This is a genomic window from Actinospineispora acaciae DSM 45401 (assembly GCF_000620785.1).
In the GTDB taxonomy this organism is placed as follows: domain Bacteria; phylum Actinomycetota; class Actinomycetes; order Mycobacteriales; family Pseudonocardiaceae; genus Pseudonocardia; species Pseudonocardia acaciae.
Window position 1 is genome coordinate 108,996 of sequence record NZ_JIAI01000003.1, and the last position, 14,323, is coordinate 123,318.

14 protein-coding genes are annotated in these 14,323 nt (G+C 72.5%); 6 read left to right on the forward strand and 8 right to left on the reverse strand.

Annotation, left to right across the window (positions count from 1 at the left end; all coding sequences use genetic code 11):
• Nucleotides 1-7 precede the first annotated feature (7 nt).
• Genes N912_RS0117310 through N912_RS0117320 form a run of 3 tightly spaced genes read right to left on the reverse strand, consistent with a single transcriptional unit; the run spans nucleotide 8 to nucleotide 2,623 of the window.
• Complete coding sequence (locus N912_RS0117310) at nucleotides 8-787, reverse strand: ABC transporter ATP-binding protein (protein WP_211261287.1); 780 nt, start codon at nucleotides 785-787, stop codon at nucleotides 8-10.
• Entirely contained in the window at nucleotides 784-1,788 is a 1,005-nt protein-coding gene (locus N912_RS52625) for an ABC transporter substrate-binding protein (protein WP_037065240.1), read from the reverse strand. The genes N912_RS0117310 and N912_RS52625 overlap by 4 nt, the downstream gene beginning before the upstream one ends.
• Nucleotides 1,789-1,810: 22 nt before the next feature.
• Nucleotides 1,811-2,623 (reverse strand): ABC transporter permease, encoded by an 813-nt coding sequence (locus tag N912_RS0117320; RefSeq protein WP_211261288.1) that lies wholly within the window; start codon nucleotides 2,621-2,623, stop codon nucleotides 1,811-1,813.
• Between the two features lie 220 nt (nucleotides 2,624-2,843).
• On the opposite strand from N912_RS0117320, the gene N912_RS0117325 reads away from it, so the two are divergent.
• The gene (locus N912_RS0117325) at nucleotides 2,844-3,869 is read left to right on the forward strand and encodes a LacI family DNA-binding transcriptional regulator (RefSeq protein WP_028923400.1); all 1,026 of its coding nucleotides are present in this window, start codon (nucleotides 2,844-2,846) and stop codon (nucleotides 3,867-3,869) included.
• 276 nt (nucleotides 3,870-4,145) lie between these two features.
• Here the strand turns inward: N912_RS0117325 and N912_RS0117330 are convergent, their stop codons facing one another.
• The 3 genes from N912_RS0117330 to N912_RS0117340 form a co-directional block, all read right to left on the reverse strand.
• A complete protein-coding gene (locus N912_RS0117330; protein WP_037065242.1) occupies nucleotides 4,146-4,964 on the reverse strand; it encodes a sugar phosphate isomerase/epimerase family protein in 819 nt (272 codons plus the stop codon).
• Nucleotides 4,961-6,124: a Gfo/Idh/MocA family protein gene (locus N912_RS0117335; RefSeq protein WP_028923402.1), complete on the reverse strand. Its 1,164-nt coding sequence runs from the start codon at nucleotides 6,122-6,124 to the stop codon at nucleotides 4,961-4,963. Before N912_RS0117335 ends, N912_RS0117330 begins: the two co-directional genes overlap by 4 nt.
• 72 nt (nucleotides 6,125-6,196) lie before the next feature.
• The gene (locus tag N912_RS0117340) at nucleotides 6,197-7,222 is read right to left on the reverse strand and encodes an amidohydrolase family protein (RefSeq protein WP_028923403.1); all 1,026 of its coding nucleotides are present in this window, start codon (nucleotides 7,220-7,222) and stop codon (nucleotides 6,197-6,199) included.
• A gap of 46 nt (nucleotides 7,223-7,268) precedes the next feature.
• Here N912_RS0117340 and N912_RS0117345 point away from each other — a divergent pair, with 46 nt between their 5' ends.
• From N912_RS0117345 to N912_RS0117365, 5 genes are all read left to right on the forward strand, one after another.
• Nucleotides 7,269-8,033 (forward strand): SDR family NAD(P)-dependent oxidoreductase, encoded by a 765-nt coding sequence (locus tag N912_RS0117345; RefSeq protein WP_037065244.1) that lies wholly within the window; start codon nucleotides 7,269-7,271, stop codon nucleotides 8,031-8,033.
• Nucleotides 8,030-9,571 (forward strand): acyl CoA:acetate/3-ketoacid CoA transferase, encoded by a 1,542-nt coding sequence (locus N912_RS52630; RefSeq protein WP_051580354.1) that lies wholly within the window; start codon nucleotides 8,030-8,032, stop codon nucleotides 9,569-9,571. The genes N912_RS0117345 and N912_RS52630 overlap by 4 nt, the downstream gene beginning before the upstream one ends.
• The gene (locus N912_RS0117355; protein WP_037065245.1) at nucleotides 9,568-10,341 is read left to right on the forward strand and encodes an enoyl-CoA hydratase/isomerase family protein; all 774 of its coding nucleotides are present in this window, start codon (nucleotides 9,568-9,570) and stop codon (nucleotides 10,339-10,341) included. Before N912_RS52630 ends, N912_RS0117355 begins: the two co-directional genes overlap by 4 nt.
• 20 nt (nucleotides 10,342-10,361) lie before the next feature.
• Nucleotides 10,362-11,213, forward strand: a complete 852-nt coding sequence (locus N912_RS0117360; protein ID WP_037065247.1) for a shikimate dehydrogenase family protein — start codon at nucleotides 10,362-10,364, stop codon at nucleotides 11,211-11,213.
• A gap of 572 nt (nucleotides 11,214-11,785) precedes the next feature.
• A complete protein-coding gene (locus N912_RS0117365; RefSeq protein WP_028923407.1) occupies nucleotides 11,786-12,634 on the forward strand; it encodes a mycofactocin-coupled SDR family oxidoreductase in 849 nt (282 codons plus the stop codon).
• On the opposite strand, the gene N912_RS0117370 is transcribed toward N912_RS0117365, so the two are convergent.
• Together N912_RS0117370 and N912_RS52635 are read right to left on the reverse strand one after the other, a co-directional pair.
• The gene (locus N912_RS0117370) at nucleotides 12,635-13,273 is read right to left on the reverse strand and encodes a LysE family translocator (protein WP_028923408.1); all 639 of its coding nucleotides are present in this window, start codon (nucleotides 13,271-13,273) and stop codon (nucleotides 12,635-12,637) included.
• A gap of 25 nt (nucleotides 13,274-13,298) precedes the next feature.
• On the reverse strand, nucleotides 13,299-14,228 hold the full coding sequence (locus tag N912_RS52635; RefSeq protein WP_051580356.1) for a LysR family transcriptional regulator: 930 nt from the start codon (nucleotides 14,226-14,228) through the stop codon (nucleotides 13,299-13,301).
• Nucleotides 14,229-14,323: the final 95 nt, after the last annotated feature.

A 14,323-nucleotide genomic window follows, 5' to 3' on the forward strand; every position in this document is an offset into this window, starting at 1 on the left:
CACGGGCTCAGTCATGGTTACCGGCATGGCTGCTGCCCAGCAGGGCGCGCAGGGTCGTCGTCTTCTTGCCGAACTCGTCGGAGCGCATGGTGTCGGAGTAGTCCCGGTGCACGGGCAGGTCGATGTCGAGGACCTCGGCCACCCTGCCGGGCCGCGCGGTCAGCACGACCACCCGGTCGGACAGGTACACCGCCTCCGCCACCGAGTGCGTGACCAGCACGATCGTGGTGCCGGTCTGTCGCCAGACGTGGCGCAGCTCGACGTTCATCGCCTCCCTGGTCAGGGCGTCGAGCGCGCCGAACGGCTCGTCCATGAGCAGCACCGACGGCTTGTGCAGCAGCGCGCGGCAGACCGCCACCCGCTGCTGCATGCCGCCGGAGAGCTCGTGCGGCATGGCGTCGGCGAAGTCGGTCAGGCCGGTCAGCTCCATCAGCTCGTCGGCGGCCGTGGCCACCTCCCGCTTGGGCAGGTCGCGCATCTCGCCCTGGATGGTGATGTTGCGGCGCACCGTCCGCCACTCCAGCAGCGCGGCCTTCTGGAAGACGAACCCGATCTCCCGGTGCGTCGAGGTGACCGGCGTACCGCGCAGCCGCAGCTCGCCGGCGCTGGGTCGCAGCAGCCCGGCGATGAGCTTGAGCAGCGTCGACTTGCCGCAGCCGGACGGGCCGACGATCGACACGAACCCCTTCGGCGCCACCTCGAAGGTGACGTCGCGCAGCGCGGAGGTGGTGGCGTGCTTCGAGGAGAACCGGACGCTGACGTTGTCGACCTCGATCTCCGGGGTCACGGCGCGACGCTCCGCCAGTAGGTTGCCGCCGGTTGGGCGGTGGTGAGCACGCGCAGGTCGTGGAACGTCTTGATGGTGGTGGTCCAGTCGGACTCGGCGTTGGTTCCGGGCGGGCGGCCGGCGGTGGCCGGGGTGCTCATCACGCTCGCGGCGCGTTTCCACTGCTCGGTGAGGACCTCGTGCGGCGGCAGCGCGGGGCTGGCGCCCTTCATGGCCGCGACGGCCTCGGCGGGTTGGGCGACGGCGGCCTCGAAGGACTCGCTGGTGGCCTTCCACATCGCGGCGGACAGCGCCGGGTCGGCGGCCAGGTTGCGGTCGCTGACCACCAGGCCGGTGCCGAGGTAGGGCATGCCGTGGTCGGCGAACTTGAGGTAGCCGACCTTCTTGCCGGTCTTGGCCTCGATCGTCGGCCCCTGGTCGCTGATGAACCCGCACAGCGCGTCGGCCCGGCCGCTGATCACGGTGGCGATCTTGTCGGCGGCCTGGACGTTGACCGTCTTCACGTCGTCGACCGACATGCCGTTGGCGCGCAGGAAGCCGGGGAACGCGTCGGAGTACGGGTCGCCTGGGGTCAGGGCGATGGTGCGGCCGCGCAGGTCTTGGGGTCGGGTGATGCCGGAGTCCGCGAGGAACTGCACGGCGGACGGGGTGGTCTGTTCGAACACGCCGATGCTCTTGATCGCGACGCCGCTCTGCACGCTGGACAGCAGCGCCGGGGTGTCCACCCAGCCGAAGTCGGCGTTGCCGGCCGCGACGGCCTGCCCGGTGGCCACCGAGCCCTTGCCGGGCACGATCTTCAGGTCGATGCCGTGGTTGGCGAAGATGCCGTGCTTCAGGCCGTAGTAGAGCGGCGCGTGGTCGCCGTACGGGTAGAAGTTGAGCATCAGCGTGACCGGCTTGCCTTTGCCTGGGCCGGACGGGCCGCTCGCACAGCCGGCCAGGGTGAGGACCAGCGCAAGGACGACGGCCGCCAGTGCGGACGCAGGGGCGCTGCGTGTCATGGTTCCGCCCTCTCGGGGGTGATCAGTACGCGGTGACGCTCGCGGCGCGGCGCGAGCTGTGCCAGGGCATGAGCAGTCGCTCGGCGAGGTCCACGAGCAGGAACAACACGACGCCGATCAGCGAGAGCATGATCAGGGCGGCGTAGAGCATCGCGGTGTCGATGTTGCCGTTGGCCTCGAGGATGACGTAGCCGAGGCCGCTGTCGGCGCCGACGAACTCGCCGACCACCGCGCCGGTCACGGCCAGCGTCACGGCCACCTTGAGGCCGGACATGATGAACGGCAGCGCCGACGGGAAGCGGAACCTGGTGAACACCCGCAGCCGGCTGGCGGTCATGGTCGCGGCGAGGTCGATCAGGTCGTGGTCGATCGACTTCAGCCCGGTGAAGCCGGCCACCACGACGGGGAAGAACGCGATCAGCGCGGCCATCAGCACCTTCGGCGAGAACCCGAAACCGAGCCAGACCACGAACAGCGGCGCCACCGCGATCTTGGGTACGACCTGGGCGAACACGATGATCGGGTAGACCGAGCCCTCCAGCCGGGGCGAGAACGCCATCACCAGCGCGGCGGCCAGGCCGAGCACCACCGCGACGACGAAACCGGCCAGCGTCTCGGCGGTGGTGATCACCGACGCGGACCACAGGTACGGCGCGTTCTCGACCAGCTTGTGCCAGGTGGCGGCCGGCGTCGGCAGCAGGTAGCCGGCGACCAGCCCGAGCCCGCTCACCACCGCCCACGCGGCCAGCACCGCCGCCACCGTCAGCAGCGGGCGCCAGGCCGCCCGCGCCCAGCGGGTCGCGCGAGGGATGTCTCGGGTGGATCGTGTCAACACCGGCACGCCTCCGAACACTCCGACGAACACTCCGACGAACACTCCGACGAACACTCCGAACGGTCCGAACACCTCGAACAGTAAGCGCTTTCAGATTGCTGGCGGCGTCAATGTACGAGGTGGCGACACTCCCGTCAAGACGCCGAGTTGAAAGCGCTTCCAGAATTGGCAATCATGTACCCCGGACGGTGACGGCAGCCGTCCGGTGGGAGAGTCAGTCATGGTCGAACGGTCCCCGGTGCGGCTGCAGGACGTCGCCGAGCACGCCGGGGTGTCGCTGGCGACCGCCTCCCGGATGCTCAGCGACCCCGGGTACGGCGGGCGCGCCGGCCTGCGCGAACGCGTCCTGGCCTCGGCCGCCGCGCTGGGCTACCGGCCCAACCCGCACGCCCGCGCGCTGGCCACCGCCACCTCGATGAACGTCGGCCTGGTGATCCACGACGTGCGCGACGCCTACTTCGCCACGCTCAGCGGGGGCGTCATCACCGTCGCGGAACGCCACGACCTGCTGGTCACCATGGTGTGCACCTACCGCAACGCGCCGCGCGAGCTGGAGTACGTCCAACGGCTGGCCGCGCAACGGGTGCGCGCCATCATCCTGGCCGGCAGCTCGCTGCGCGACACCGCCCACACCGAGGCGATGCACGCCGAGCTGGAGGCCTACCAGGACTCCGGCGGGTCCGTGGTGTCGGTGACCCGAGGCCGCACGGTCGGCCACGTCGTCGACATCGACAACGCCGGCGGCATGCGCAAGCTCGTCCACGACCTGGTGGCGCTCGGGCACACCTCGTTCGGCGTGATCGCCGGTCCGCTGAAGCTGCTCGCCGTCCGCGACCGCCTGCAGGGCATCCGCCAGGGCCTCAAGGACCACGGCCTGTCCCTCGGCCGCGACGACATCGTCTACGTCGACCTGTCCCGCGAAGGCGGCCTGGCCGGCGCCGAGCAGCTCATGACCCGCCCGGACCCGCCCCGCTGCCTGCTGGCCGTCGCCGACGTGATCGCCTTCGGCGCGCTGTCCTGGCTGCGCGCGCGGGGCATAGCCGTGCCCGCCGACGTGTCCGTCACCGGCTTCGGCGGCATCCCGGCCACCCTGGACGCCGTACCCTCCCTGACCACCGTCGAACTGCCGCTGGAAGAGGTCGGCGAGACCGCCATGGAGCTCGCCCTCAAGCCCGCATCCCCCCGCCACGTCGTGGAGGTCGAGGGCACCCTGGCCCGCCGCGACAGCACCGCACCGCCCCACTGACCGGCTAAACCCGCTGCTCAGAGCCCGTGAGTGGCTAGGGCCGCTATGGCGACCCTAGCCACTCACGGGTGTTGACCTGCACGTTTGGTGGGCATCCGGGCACTCGGCCGAGGACGGAGCGCTTGAAGCTCGCGGCGACGCGGGCGAGGACCTCGTCGGGGATCCTGGTCCGCCGCGAAACCACCCCGCTCGCCGGGCAAACCCGCTGGTCAGAGGCCGTGAGTGGTTAGCGTTGCTATGACACCGCTAACCACTCACGGGTCTTGACCTGCACGTTTAGCCGAGGACGGACTGGGTGAAGGTCGCGGTGATGCGGACTAGGACGTCGTCGGGGTTGGCGGCCCAGACGGACTCGTTGAAGATCTCGACCTCGATCGGGCCGGTGTATCCGGCGGCGTCGACAGCGCGGGTGAGCGACGGGATGTCGATCGCGCCGTCGCCGGGGATGCCGCGGCCGAACAGCGGGTGCGGTTGCGGCACCAGCCAGTCGCAGACCTGGTAGCTGATCGTCCGCGCGCCCGCGCGGTCGAGGGCCGGCAGCAGGTTGGGGTCCCACCAGACGTTGTAGGTGTCCACGGCGAGGCCGACGTGCGCCGGGTCGAACCGCTCCGCGACGTCCAGCGCCTGGTCCAGGGTCACGATCACGGACCGCTCCGCGCACATCATGGGGTGCAGCGGCTCGACGGCCAGGCGCACGCCGGCGGACGCGGCGTACGGCACCAGCTCGGCGATGCCGTCGGCCACGGCGTGGCGAGAGGCGGCGAGGTCGAGGTCGTCGCGGACGCCGCCGGCCACCAGGTACAGCACGTCGGCGCCGATCGCGGCGGTCAGGTCCACGGCGCGCCGGTTGGCCTCGCGGTCCAGGCCGCCGCCGTCGGGGTTGGTGCCGGTGAAGAAGCCCGCACGGCAGACGCTGGAGACCCGGACGTCGTGGTCGCGCAGCAGCCGTGCGGCACGCTCGACCCCATACTCCTCCACCGGGCCGGTCCAGGCGCCCAGCCAGCCGATCCGGTGCCGGGCAAGGGCGCGGACGACCTCCTCGAACGACCAGCGCTTGACGGTGATCTGGTTGATGCTCAGCCGCTCGGTGCTCACGATGCCGGCTCGAGGGTCAGCTCCGGGACGTCGATCCAGCGCCGCTCGCGGTGCGACCGCAGGGCCAGCTCGGCGAGCTGCACGCCCTTGGCGCCTTCGAGGAGGTCCCAGCCGAACGGGGCGTCCTCCACGACGTGGCGCAGGAACATCTCCCACTGGATCCGGAAGGCGTTGCCGAACTCCTCGTTGTCGGGCACCTGGCTCCAGCCGGCGCGGAAGTCGATGGGGTTCGGGATGTCGGGGTTCCAGACCGGCATCGGGGTGTTGGCCCGCTCCTGGGTGCGGCAGTCGCGCAGGCCGGCGATGGCGCTGCCCCGGGTGCCGTCGAGCTGCCACTCGCCGATCTCGTCGCGGTACGGGCGGGTCGCCCAGGAGGTGGTGAACTGCGCGAGCACGCCGTTGTCCAGCTTGAACATGCCGTACGCGGCGTCCTCGGCGGTGGATCGGTACTCGACCCCGGCCTCGTCCCAGCGCTTCGGGATGTGGATCTCGGCGTGGCAGAGCACGGAGCGGATCGGCGAGACCACGTTGTCGATCAGGTAGCGCCAGTGCGGGTACATGTCGAGCACCAGGCCGCCGCCGTCCTCGGCGCGGTAGTTCCAGGACGGGCGGTTCAGGTGCTGCCAGTCGCCCTCGAAGACCCAGTAGCCGAAGTTGAGCCGGAAGCTGAGCAGGGTGCCGAAGAAGTCGGCGTCGATCAGCCGCTTGAGCTTGCGGATGCCCGGTAGGAAGAGCTTGTCCTGCACGACGCCGTTCTTGACACCGGCGGCGGCGGCCAGGCGGGCCAGGTCCAGGGCCTCGTCCAGGGAGGTGGCGGTCGGCTTCTCGCAGAAGACGTGCTTGCCGGCGGCGATGGCCTTGCGCACGGCGGGGGCGCGTTCCTTGGTGGTCAGCGCGTCGAAGTAGATGGCGTCCTCGGCGTTGTCCAGCGCCTCGTCCAGGTTGGTGGTCCACCTGTCGATGCGGTATCGCTCGGCGAGGGCCTCCAGCTTGGCCGGGTTGCGCCCGACCAGGATCGGGTCGACCACCAGGCGGCGCCCGTCGGCGAGCTCGAGGCCGCCCTGGTCGCGGATGGCGACGATCGAGCGGTCCAGGTGCTGGCGCGTCCCCATCCGGCCGGTGACGCCGTTCATGATGATCCCGACGCGAACTTGGTCCATGGCTGTCAACCCTTCTCGATTTCTGTAAGCGCTTTCTACTGGCGGCGTTCGTCGGATGTCAAGGAGCGCGGGTCAGCAGCCGAGCAGGCGGTACGCGTTGGCGCCGAGCACGGCGGTGCGGTCGGCAGGGGTCAGCCCGCCGGCGGCGGTGACCGCGCGCACGGCGGCGGCATCGCCGGTCGGGAACGGGTAGTCGCTGCCCAGCAGCACCCGGTCGGCGCCGGCGAACTCGACCAGCCAGGACAGTGACCGGGAGGAGTGGGTGAGCGAGTCGTAGTAGAGCGTTCGCAGCACGTCGCTGGGGGTTCGCGCGCCGTCCGGCCGGTCGGGAGCCAGGCGCGCGATCGCGTCGAACCGGCCGGCCTGGTACGGCAGGAACCCGCCGCCGTGCACCACGCACACCCGCAGGTCAGGATGCCTGTCGAACACGCCGGCCAGCACCATCGCGCCGACCGCCGCCGTGGACTGCGCCGGGTTGTCGACGATGTCGCCGAGCCGCGGCCCCTCGCGCGCGCCGCCGGGGGCGGCCGGGCGCTGCCACGGGTGGAGCAGGACGAACGAACCTCGGGCGGACGCCTCGGACCAGAGTGGGTTCCAGGCGGGGTCGTGCAGGGGCGGGCCGGAGCCGGCGGCGGGCAGCTCGACGCCGACGACCCCGGGCACGGCCGCGGTGCGGACCAGTTCGGCGGTGGCGGCGGCCGGGTCGCGGCGGTCGAGGAGTACGAGCGCGCGCAGCCGCTCCGGCTCGGTGGCCGCGAGCGCCGCCATGCCGTCGTTGAGCAGGCGCAGGAACGCCGTGGCGGCGTCCGGCTCCAGCTCGTCCGGGCTCAGCTCCAGCCACGGCGAGACCACCTGCACGTCGACGCCGGTGTCGTCCATCGCCGCCAGCCGCGCCGCCGCGTCGGTGAGCGCCGGCGACACCGGCGGCGTCGACCGCGAGCCGAACCGGATCCGGTCGTCCCCGCCCAGCTCGGGCAGGGACCCGGGCGACGAACCGCGGCGGCGCGAGCGCAGGGCCGCGAGCAGGTCCGGCGGCACCGCGTGCGCGTGGACGTCGACGATGCGGGACGGCGGATCGGGCCTTGAGGTGTTCGTCATGCTGTGCGAGCATAGCCCGAACTGAAAGCGCTTTCTAAGGAGTGTCATGGCTGACCGGGAGGGGACGCTGCGCGGCCGGGTCGTCGCGGTGACGGGCGGCGGGCGAGGGATCGGCAGGGCCGTGGTGCTGGCCGCCGCGGCGCAGGGGGCGAACGTCGCCATCGCGTACCACGACAGCGAGGCGGGCGCGAAGGACGTCGCCCACCAGGCGCGCGGGTACGGGGTCGACGCCGAGGTGTTCGCCTGCGACGTGACCGACCGCGAGCACGTGTTCGGCTTCATCCAGGGCGCGGAGAAGTGCTACGGCCGGGTCGACGGCCTGGTCAACAACGCCGGCATCATGCCGGACTCACCGTTCCTCGAGATGACCGTCGAGGAGTGGGACCGGGTCATCGCCACCGACCTGACCAGCGCGTTCCATGCCTGTCAGGCCGTAATCCCGGGAATGCTGGAGCGCGGCAGGGGCTCCATCGTCAACATCGCGTCCCGGCTCGGGCTGACCGGCTGGCCCGGCGTTGCGCACTACGCGAGCGCCAAGGCGGGCGTCGTCGCGCTGGCGAAGTCGATCTCCCGGGAGTTCGGCCAGCGCGGCGTCCGGGCGAACTGCGTGGCGCCCGGGGTCACCAACACCGACATGGGCCGCACCGTGATGGAGGGCGAGGTCGGACGGCGGCGGATGGCCGAGCTGCCGCTCGGACGGTTCGGCGAGCCCGAGGAGGTCGCCGACTGCGTGGTGTTCCTGCTCTCGGACGCTTCCTCGCTGCTGATCGGCCAGACGCTGAACCCCAACAGCGGCGGGCTGATGCCATGAGCCTCGGCACGGTCCACGATGCCGTCAACCTCATCGACGACGGCGCGGCCGTCTGGGTGGGCGGCTCCGGGGCGGGGCACGGCGTCCCGCAGGCGTTCATCGACGAGCTGGCGGCGCAGTTCGGGCGGGCCGGCCGTCCCCGCGACCTGACGACGGTGCGGGTGGTCGGCATCGGCGACTTCGCCGACGTCGGGTTCTCCCAGCTCGCGCTGCCGGGGCTGGCGCGGCGCACGATCGGCAGCAACATCGGCAACGAGCCCCGGCTCGGTGCGCTCGTGAAGGAAGGCGCGCTGGAGGCGTACTCGCTGCCGCAGGGCGTGCTGTCCGCGCTGTGCCGGGACATCGCGGCCGGGCGCCCCGGGCACGTCACGCACGTCGGCCTCGGCACCTACGTCGACCCGCGGCAGACCGGCAGCCGGCAGAACGCGCGGACCACCGAGGACATCGTCGAGGTCGTCGAGCTGGCCGGCCGGGAGTGGCTGTTCTACCGCGCGCTGCCGATCGACGTGGCCGTCATCCGCGCCACCACCGCCGACGAGGACGGCAACCTGACCTTCGAGCACGAGCCGATCCTGGGCGACTCGCTGGCGCTCGCGATGGCCGCGCACAACAACGGCGGCCGGGTGATCGCGCAGGTCGAGCGGCTGGCCGGCCGGGGTTCGCTGCGCCCGGCCGACGTCCGCATCCCCGGCGCGCTGGTCGACCTGGTCTACGTCGACGCCGCGCAGCGCCAGACCTACCGCACCCCGTACTCGCCCTACTACTCCGGCGAGCTGCGCGCGCCCGCGTCCGGCCAGGGGCACACCCCGCTGGACGTCCGCAAGGTCATCGCGCGCCGCTCGTTCCTGGAGTTCCGGCCCGGGGACATCTGCAACCTCGGGTTCGGCATCTCCCAGCAGATCGGCTCGATCGCCGCCGAGGAGGGCGTGTCCGACGCGCTGACGCTCACCGTCGAGCAGGGCATCTTCGGCGGGGTGCCGGCGTTCGGCGGGGACGGCGGCGCCGGGCACAACTACCAGGCGCGGCTGGAGCAGCCGTCCATGTTCGACTTCTACGACGGCGGCGGGCTGGACATCGCCAGCCTGTCGTTCGCGCAGGTCGACGCCGCCGGCAACGTCAACGTGCACGCGTTCGACGACACCGCGCGCGGCCCCGGCGGGTTCATCAACATCAGCACCAGGACACGGCGGCTGTGCTTCGTGGGCACGTTCACCGCCGGCGGCCTGCGGGTGTCCTTCGACGGCGGCGAGCTGCGCATCGTCCAGGAGGGACGGCACCGCAAGTTCGTCGACGCCGTGACGGAGATCAGCTTCAACGGGGAGCTGGCGGCCGGCAAGGGGCAGTCGGTGCGCTACGTGACCGAACGCGCCGTGTTCGAGCTGGGTGCGGACGGGTTGGAGCTGGTCGAGGTCGCGCCCGGCATCGACGTCGAACGCGACGTGCTGGCCCACATGGACATCAAGCCCGTGGTCGGCGCGTCACTCACGACGATGGATCCCAGGCTGTTCCGGCCGGAGCCGATGGGGGTGTTCCGGTGACCGAGCTGGTGCGCCTGACCCGGGGGGCCTGCGCCGAGATCGTGCTGGACAACCCGCCGATGAACGTGGTGACCGCCGAGCTGACCGCCCAGCTGCGCGCCGCGTTGCACGCCGTGGCCTCGGACGACGAGGTTCGCGCGGTGATCGTTTGTGGTGCCGGCGGGCGGGCGTTCTGCGCCGGGTCGGACATCGCGGAGTTCGAGTCGCTGCACGGGCGCGCCGCCGAGGGCAAGCTGCTGCTGGAGAAGCTGGTCTACCGCCAGCTCGCGCGTCTTCCGGTGCCCACCATCGCGGCGATCGAGGGGCACGCGCTCGGCGGCGGGCTGGAGCTGGCGCTGTGCTGCGACTTCCGGGTCGCCACCCGCCGCTCCAAGCTGGGCATGCCGGAGCTGAAGCTCGGCGTGACGCCCGGCAGCGGCGGCACCCAGCGGCTACCCCGGATCGTCGGGCCGGCGCGGGCGAAGGAGATCATCCTGCTCGGCGAGCCGATGGACGCCGAGACGGCGCTGTCGATCGGCCTGGTCACCCGGGTCGTGGACGTCGGCGGCGCGCTGGACGCGGCGCGCGCGATGGCCGCCACCCTGGCCGGGCGCGGGCCGGTGGCCGTGCGGGTGGCCAAGAAGCTGCTCGATGCGGCCACCGAGACGCCGCTGGAGGAGGGGCTCGCGCTGGAGACCGACGGTTCCGAGCTGGTGTTCGGCACCGACGACGTGCTGGAGGGCGCGCGGGCCTTCCTTGACAAGCGCGCGCCGCGGTTCACCGGCCGCTGAAGCGGGACGGAGAGGGACGGATGACGATGCGGACTGTGGCGCTGTTCGGAACGCCGCTGCGGCGGCGGCACTCGGTGGTCATGCACAACGCGGCGTTCGCGGCGGCCGGCGTCGACGCGCGGTACGAGCTGCGCGAGGTGGACGAGGCCGGGCTGGCCGCGCAGGTCGGCGAGGCCCGCCGCGACGGCTGGCTGGGCTTCCAGGTCACCGCGCCGCACAAGCGGTTCGTGATGACCCTGCTCGACGAGATCGAACCGGACGCGCGGCGGATCGGCGCGGTCAACAGCGTCGCCGCGCGGGACGGCCGGCTGGTCGGGTTCAACACCGACGTGCTCGGGTTCCTGGCCGGCCTGCGTTCGTGTCATCCCGGCGAGCTGGCCGGGCGCTCGGTGGTGGTCGCGGGCTCCGGCGGGGTGGGGCATGCCGCGGTGTACGGGCTGGCCAGCGCCGGGGTCGGTCGCCTGACCGTGCTCGATCTGGATGCCGCCGCGCCCCGGCGGCTGGCCGAGGAGTTCGCCGACTTCGCCACGATCGAGCCGCTGGCCTTCGCCGATCCGGCAGTACCGGCGCGACTCGGTGATGCCAACGTGTTCGTCAACGCCACCTCGGTGGGCATGCTCTCCCCCGGGCCGGTGGTGGACGTCGAGACGGTCAACCGGTCGGCGGCCGTGTTCGACGTCGTCTACATCCCGGCCGAGACCGAGCTGGTCCGCCGCGCCCGCGCCCGGGGTATGCGCGCCGCCAACGGCGACCGCATGCTCGTCGCCCAGGCCGCGACGGCGTGGACCAGGTGGACGGGCCTGCCCGACCCCTCCGCCGTGATGCGCGACGCCGTGGCCCCCCTGCTCGCCGACCCCGACCTGGAGCCCTGACCGCACGGCCGGCACAGCCAGAGTCCGACACTTCGTGATCGTGAACGGAGTGGGGTCCTGCTCCGTCTTGATAGATCGTTCTAGCTCTTGATAGATCGTTCTACTCGAACGGGTGGAGGAGCGGAGGAGCGGGCGGCCGGACGGACGGGCGGACGGGCAGGGCAGACGGGCGGACGGGCAGGGCGGACGGGCCCGCCCGACCCCTCCGCCGTGATGCACGACGCCGTGGCCCCCCTGCTCGCCGACCCCGACCTGGAGCCCTGACCGCACGGCCGGCACAGCCAGAGTCCGACACTTCGTGATCGTGAACGGAGCGAGGTCCCCTCCGCCTTGATAGATCGTTCTAGCTCTTGATAGATCGTTCTACTCGAACGGACGGGCGGCCGGAGGAACGGCCGAGCGGACGGGCGGGGCGGACGGACGGAGCGGACGGACGGCCAGGCCGACGAGACGGACGGGGCAGGGCGGTTGACGCGCCCGCCACCGCTGCGGTCGGCACGCGTCAACCCACCACGGCGGCCACCAAAATGCGATCCTGTGCAGGCCGTGGCGCTCACAGGGAGGGCATCTGGATGGGACGGGTGGACGGCAAGGTCGCGCTGATCACCGGCGCGGCACGCGGGCAGGGCCGATCACACGCGCTGCGGCTGGCCGAGGAGGGCGCGGACATCGTCGCGGTGGACGCCTGCACCGACCTGCCCACCGTGCCGTACCCCGGCGCCACCGAGGCGGACCTAGCCACCACCGCCGCGATGGTGCAGGCCCGGGGCCGGCGGATCCTCGCGCACAAGGCCGACGTCCGCGACTCCTCGGCCCTGCGAAAGATCGTGGCCGAGGCGGTGGCCCAGCTCGGCCACGTCGACATCGTCTGCGCGAACGCCGGCATCGTCAGCTTCGGCCCGACCTGGGAGCTGACCGACGAGGCCTGGCAGGAGGTGATCGACGTCAACCTGACGGGCGTGTGGAAGACGGCCAGGGCCGCGATCCCGCACATGATCGCCCGCGGCGCCGGCGGCTCGATCATCCTCACCAGCTCGGTCGCGGGCCTGGTCGGCTCGCCGAACCTGGCGCACTACGCCAGCGCCAAGCACGGCCTTGTCGGGCTGATGCGCACGCTCGCCGTCGAGCTCGCCCCGCACTCGATAAGGGTCAACTCCGTGCACCCCACCACCGTGGACACCCCGATGGTCGACAACGACCCGGTCCGGAGCCTGTTCCTGCCGGGCGCCGCGCATCCGTCCAAGAACGACGCCGAGCCCAGGATGCGCAAGCTCAACGCGCTGCCCGTGCCGTGGCTGGCGGCCGACGACGTCAGCAATGCCGTGCTCTGGCTGGCCTCCGACGAGGCCCGCTACGTGACGGGCGCCGCGCTGCCGATCGACGCCGGCGCCACCGCGCCCGCGAAGCTCCCACACCGCTAGTCAGGGCCGCGAGGGGCGGCCGGTCAGGGCCGCGACGACGCCGAGCGCCAGGTAGGTGCCCCCGGTCAGGTACCGCTGGCGGCGCAGGAACGCGGGGCGCCGGCCGATCCAGCCGCCCAGCGTCCCGGACGCCAGCGCGTACAGCACGTCGCTGGACAGCCCGATGATCGACATGACCAGGCCGAGCACGATGATCTGCGCGGCCACCGGCCCCCGGCCGGGGTCGAGGAACTGCGGCAGGAAGGCGACGAAGAACAGCGCGACCTTCGGGTTCAACAGGTTGACCAGCATGCCCTCCAGGAAGACCCGGCGCAGCGACTGCGGCGCCCCGGCCGTGTCGAGCGTCAGCGGCTGGTAACGCAGCAGCGTACGAACTCCCAGGTACACCAGGTACGCCGCGCCGAGGTAGCGCACCGCGTCGTAGGCCAGCGCGGAGGAGGCGATGAGCGCGGCCAGCCCGGCCGCCGCGGCGGCGATGTAGACCAGCGTGCCGGTCTCCACGCCGATCGCCGACGCGAGCCCGGCCGCGCGCCCCTGGCTCAGGCCACGGGTGACTATGTAGATGTGGTTCGGCCCGGGGATGGCCACCAGGACGCTCCCGGCCAGCACGAACAGCAACAACGTCGTCAGGCTTGGCACCACGCCATCCTCGCGCACCCGGCCGCTAGCGTTCCAGCCGGCGGCGCTCCAGCTCGAGCGTGAGCCGACCGGCCGCGCCCCGCAGGGCGTCCACCAGCGCCCGCGCCGGGCCGGCCGTGGACTCGGCGGGCCTGGCCAGCAGCACCGGCCGGCTGGCCCTCGGGTCGGCCACCCGCACCAGCGCGACGTCCCGGCGCACCGTGGCGGCGATCAGCCCGGGCACCATGGTGACGCCCAGGCCGGCGGCGACCAGCGCGAGCTTGGCCAGCCAGTCCCGGGCGGTGAACGCCACGGCGGGCGCCCGGTCGCCGTCCGGCCAGGCGCCGAGCAGCCCGTCGGCGCTGTTCGCGCTGCCCACTATCCACCGTTCGCCGGCCAGCTCGCCGGGCCGCACCGCCGAGGCGCCCGCCAGCCGGTGGCCCCGGCCGACCGCGAGCAGCAGCGGGTCGTCCAGCAGTAACTCGGCGGCCACCCCCGGATGCTCCAGGCCTGACGCCTCGGGCACCGCGCCGACGATGGCCACGTCCACCGTGCCGGCCGCGACCCTGCGCAGCTGTGACGGCGTGGTGCCCTCGCGCAGCGTGACCGCCAGGTCCGGGTCGGCGGCGCGCAGCTCGGCGATGGCCAGCGGGGCGAGCGCGGCCATCGCCGTCGGGAACGCCCCGAGCCGCAGCCGCGCCGCCCGTCCCCGCCTGGCGCCCAGCTCGCGCTCCGCGACGGCCAGCCGGTCGAGCACCGCGGCGGCGTGGCCGGCCAGCACGGCGCCGGCGTCGGTGAGCCGCACGCCCCGGTTGGTACGGGTGAACAGCGCCGACCCCGCCGCCGCCTCCAACGCCGCGACCTGCCGCGACACCGCCGACTGGGTGTAGCCGAGGGCGTCCGCCGCCGCCGAGAACGAGCCGCGAGACGCCACCTCCCGCAGCACCCGCAGGCCCTGCACGGTCAGCTCGGACATGTGCCTCCCGCATGGCTGCCATATGCGTCACGCACCACCCGCATACCAGACGCCACCGTACCGCCCGCGGCTAGACTGGCCGCCGTGGCAACTCC

Coding starts and splice junctions, on each gene's coding strand:
- N912_RS52625 (WP_037065240.1), bottom strand. CDS start 1,788: ATGACACGCAGCGCCCCTGCGTCCGCACTGGCGGCCGTCGTCCTTGCG.
- N912_RS0117325 (WP_028923400.1), top strand. CDS start 2,844: ATGGTCGAACGGTCCCCGGTGCGGCTGCAGGACGTCGCCGAGCACGCC.
- N912_RS0117335 (WP_028923402.1), bottom strand. CDS start 6,124: ATGGACCAAGTTCGCGTCGGGATCATCATGAACGGCGTCACCGGCCGG.
- N912_RS0117340 (WP_028923403.1), bottom strand. CDS start 7,222: ATGACGAACACCTCAAGGCCCGATCCGCCGTCCCGCATCGTCGACGTC.
- N912_RS0117345 (WP_037065244.1), top strand. CDS start 7,269: ATGGCTGACCGGGAGGGGACGCTGCGCGGCCGGGTCGTCGCGGTGACG.
- N912_RS52630 (WP_051580354.1), top strand. CDS start 8,030: ATGAGCCTCGGCACGGTCCACGATGCCGTCAACCTCATCGACGACGGC.
- N912_RS0117360 (WP_037065247.1), top strand. CDS start 10,362: ATGACGATGCGGACTGTGGCGCTGTTCGGAACGCCGCTGCGGCGGCGG.
- N912_RS0117365 (WP_028923407.1), top strand. CDS start 11,786: ATGGGACGGGTGGACGGCAAGGTCGCGCTGATCACCGGCGCGGCACGC.
- N912_RS52635 (WP_051580356.1), bottom strand. CDS start 14,228: ATGTCCGAGCTGACCGTGCAGGGCCTGCGGGTGCTGCGGGAGGTGGCG.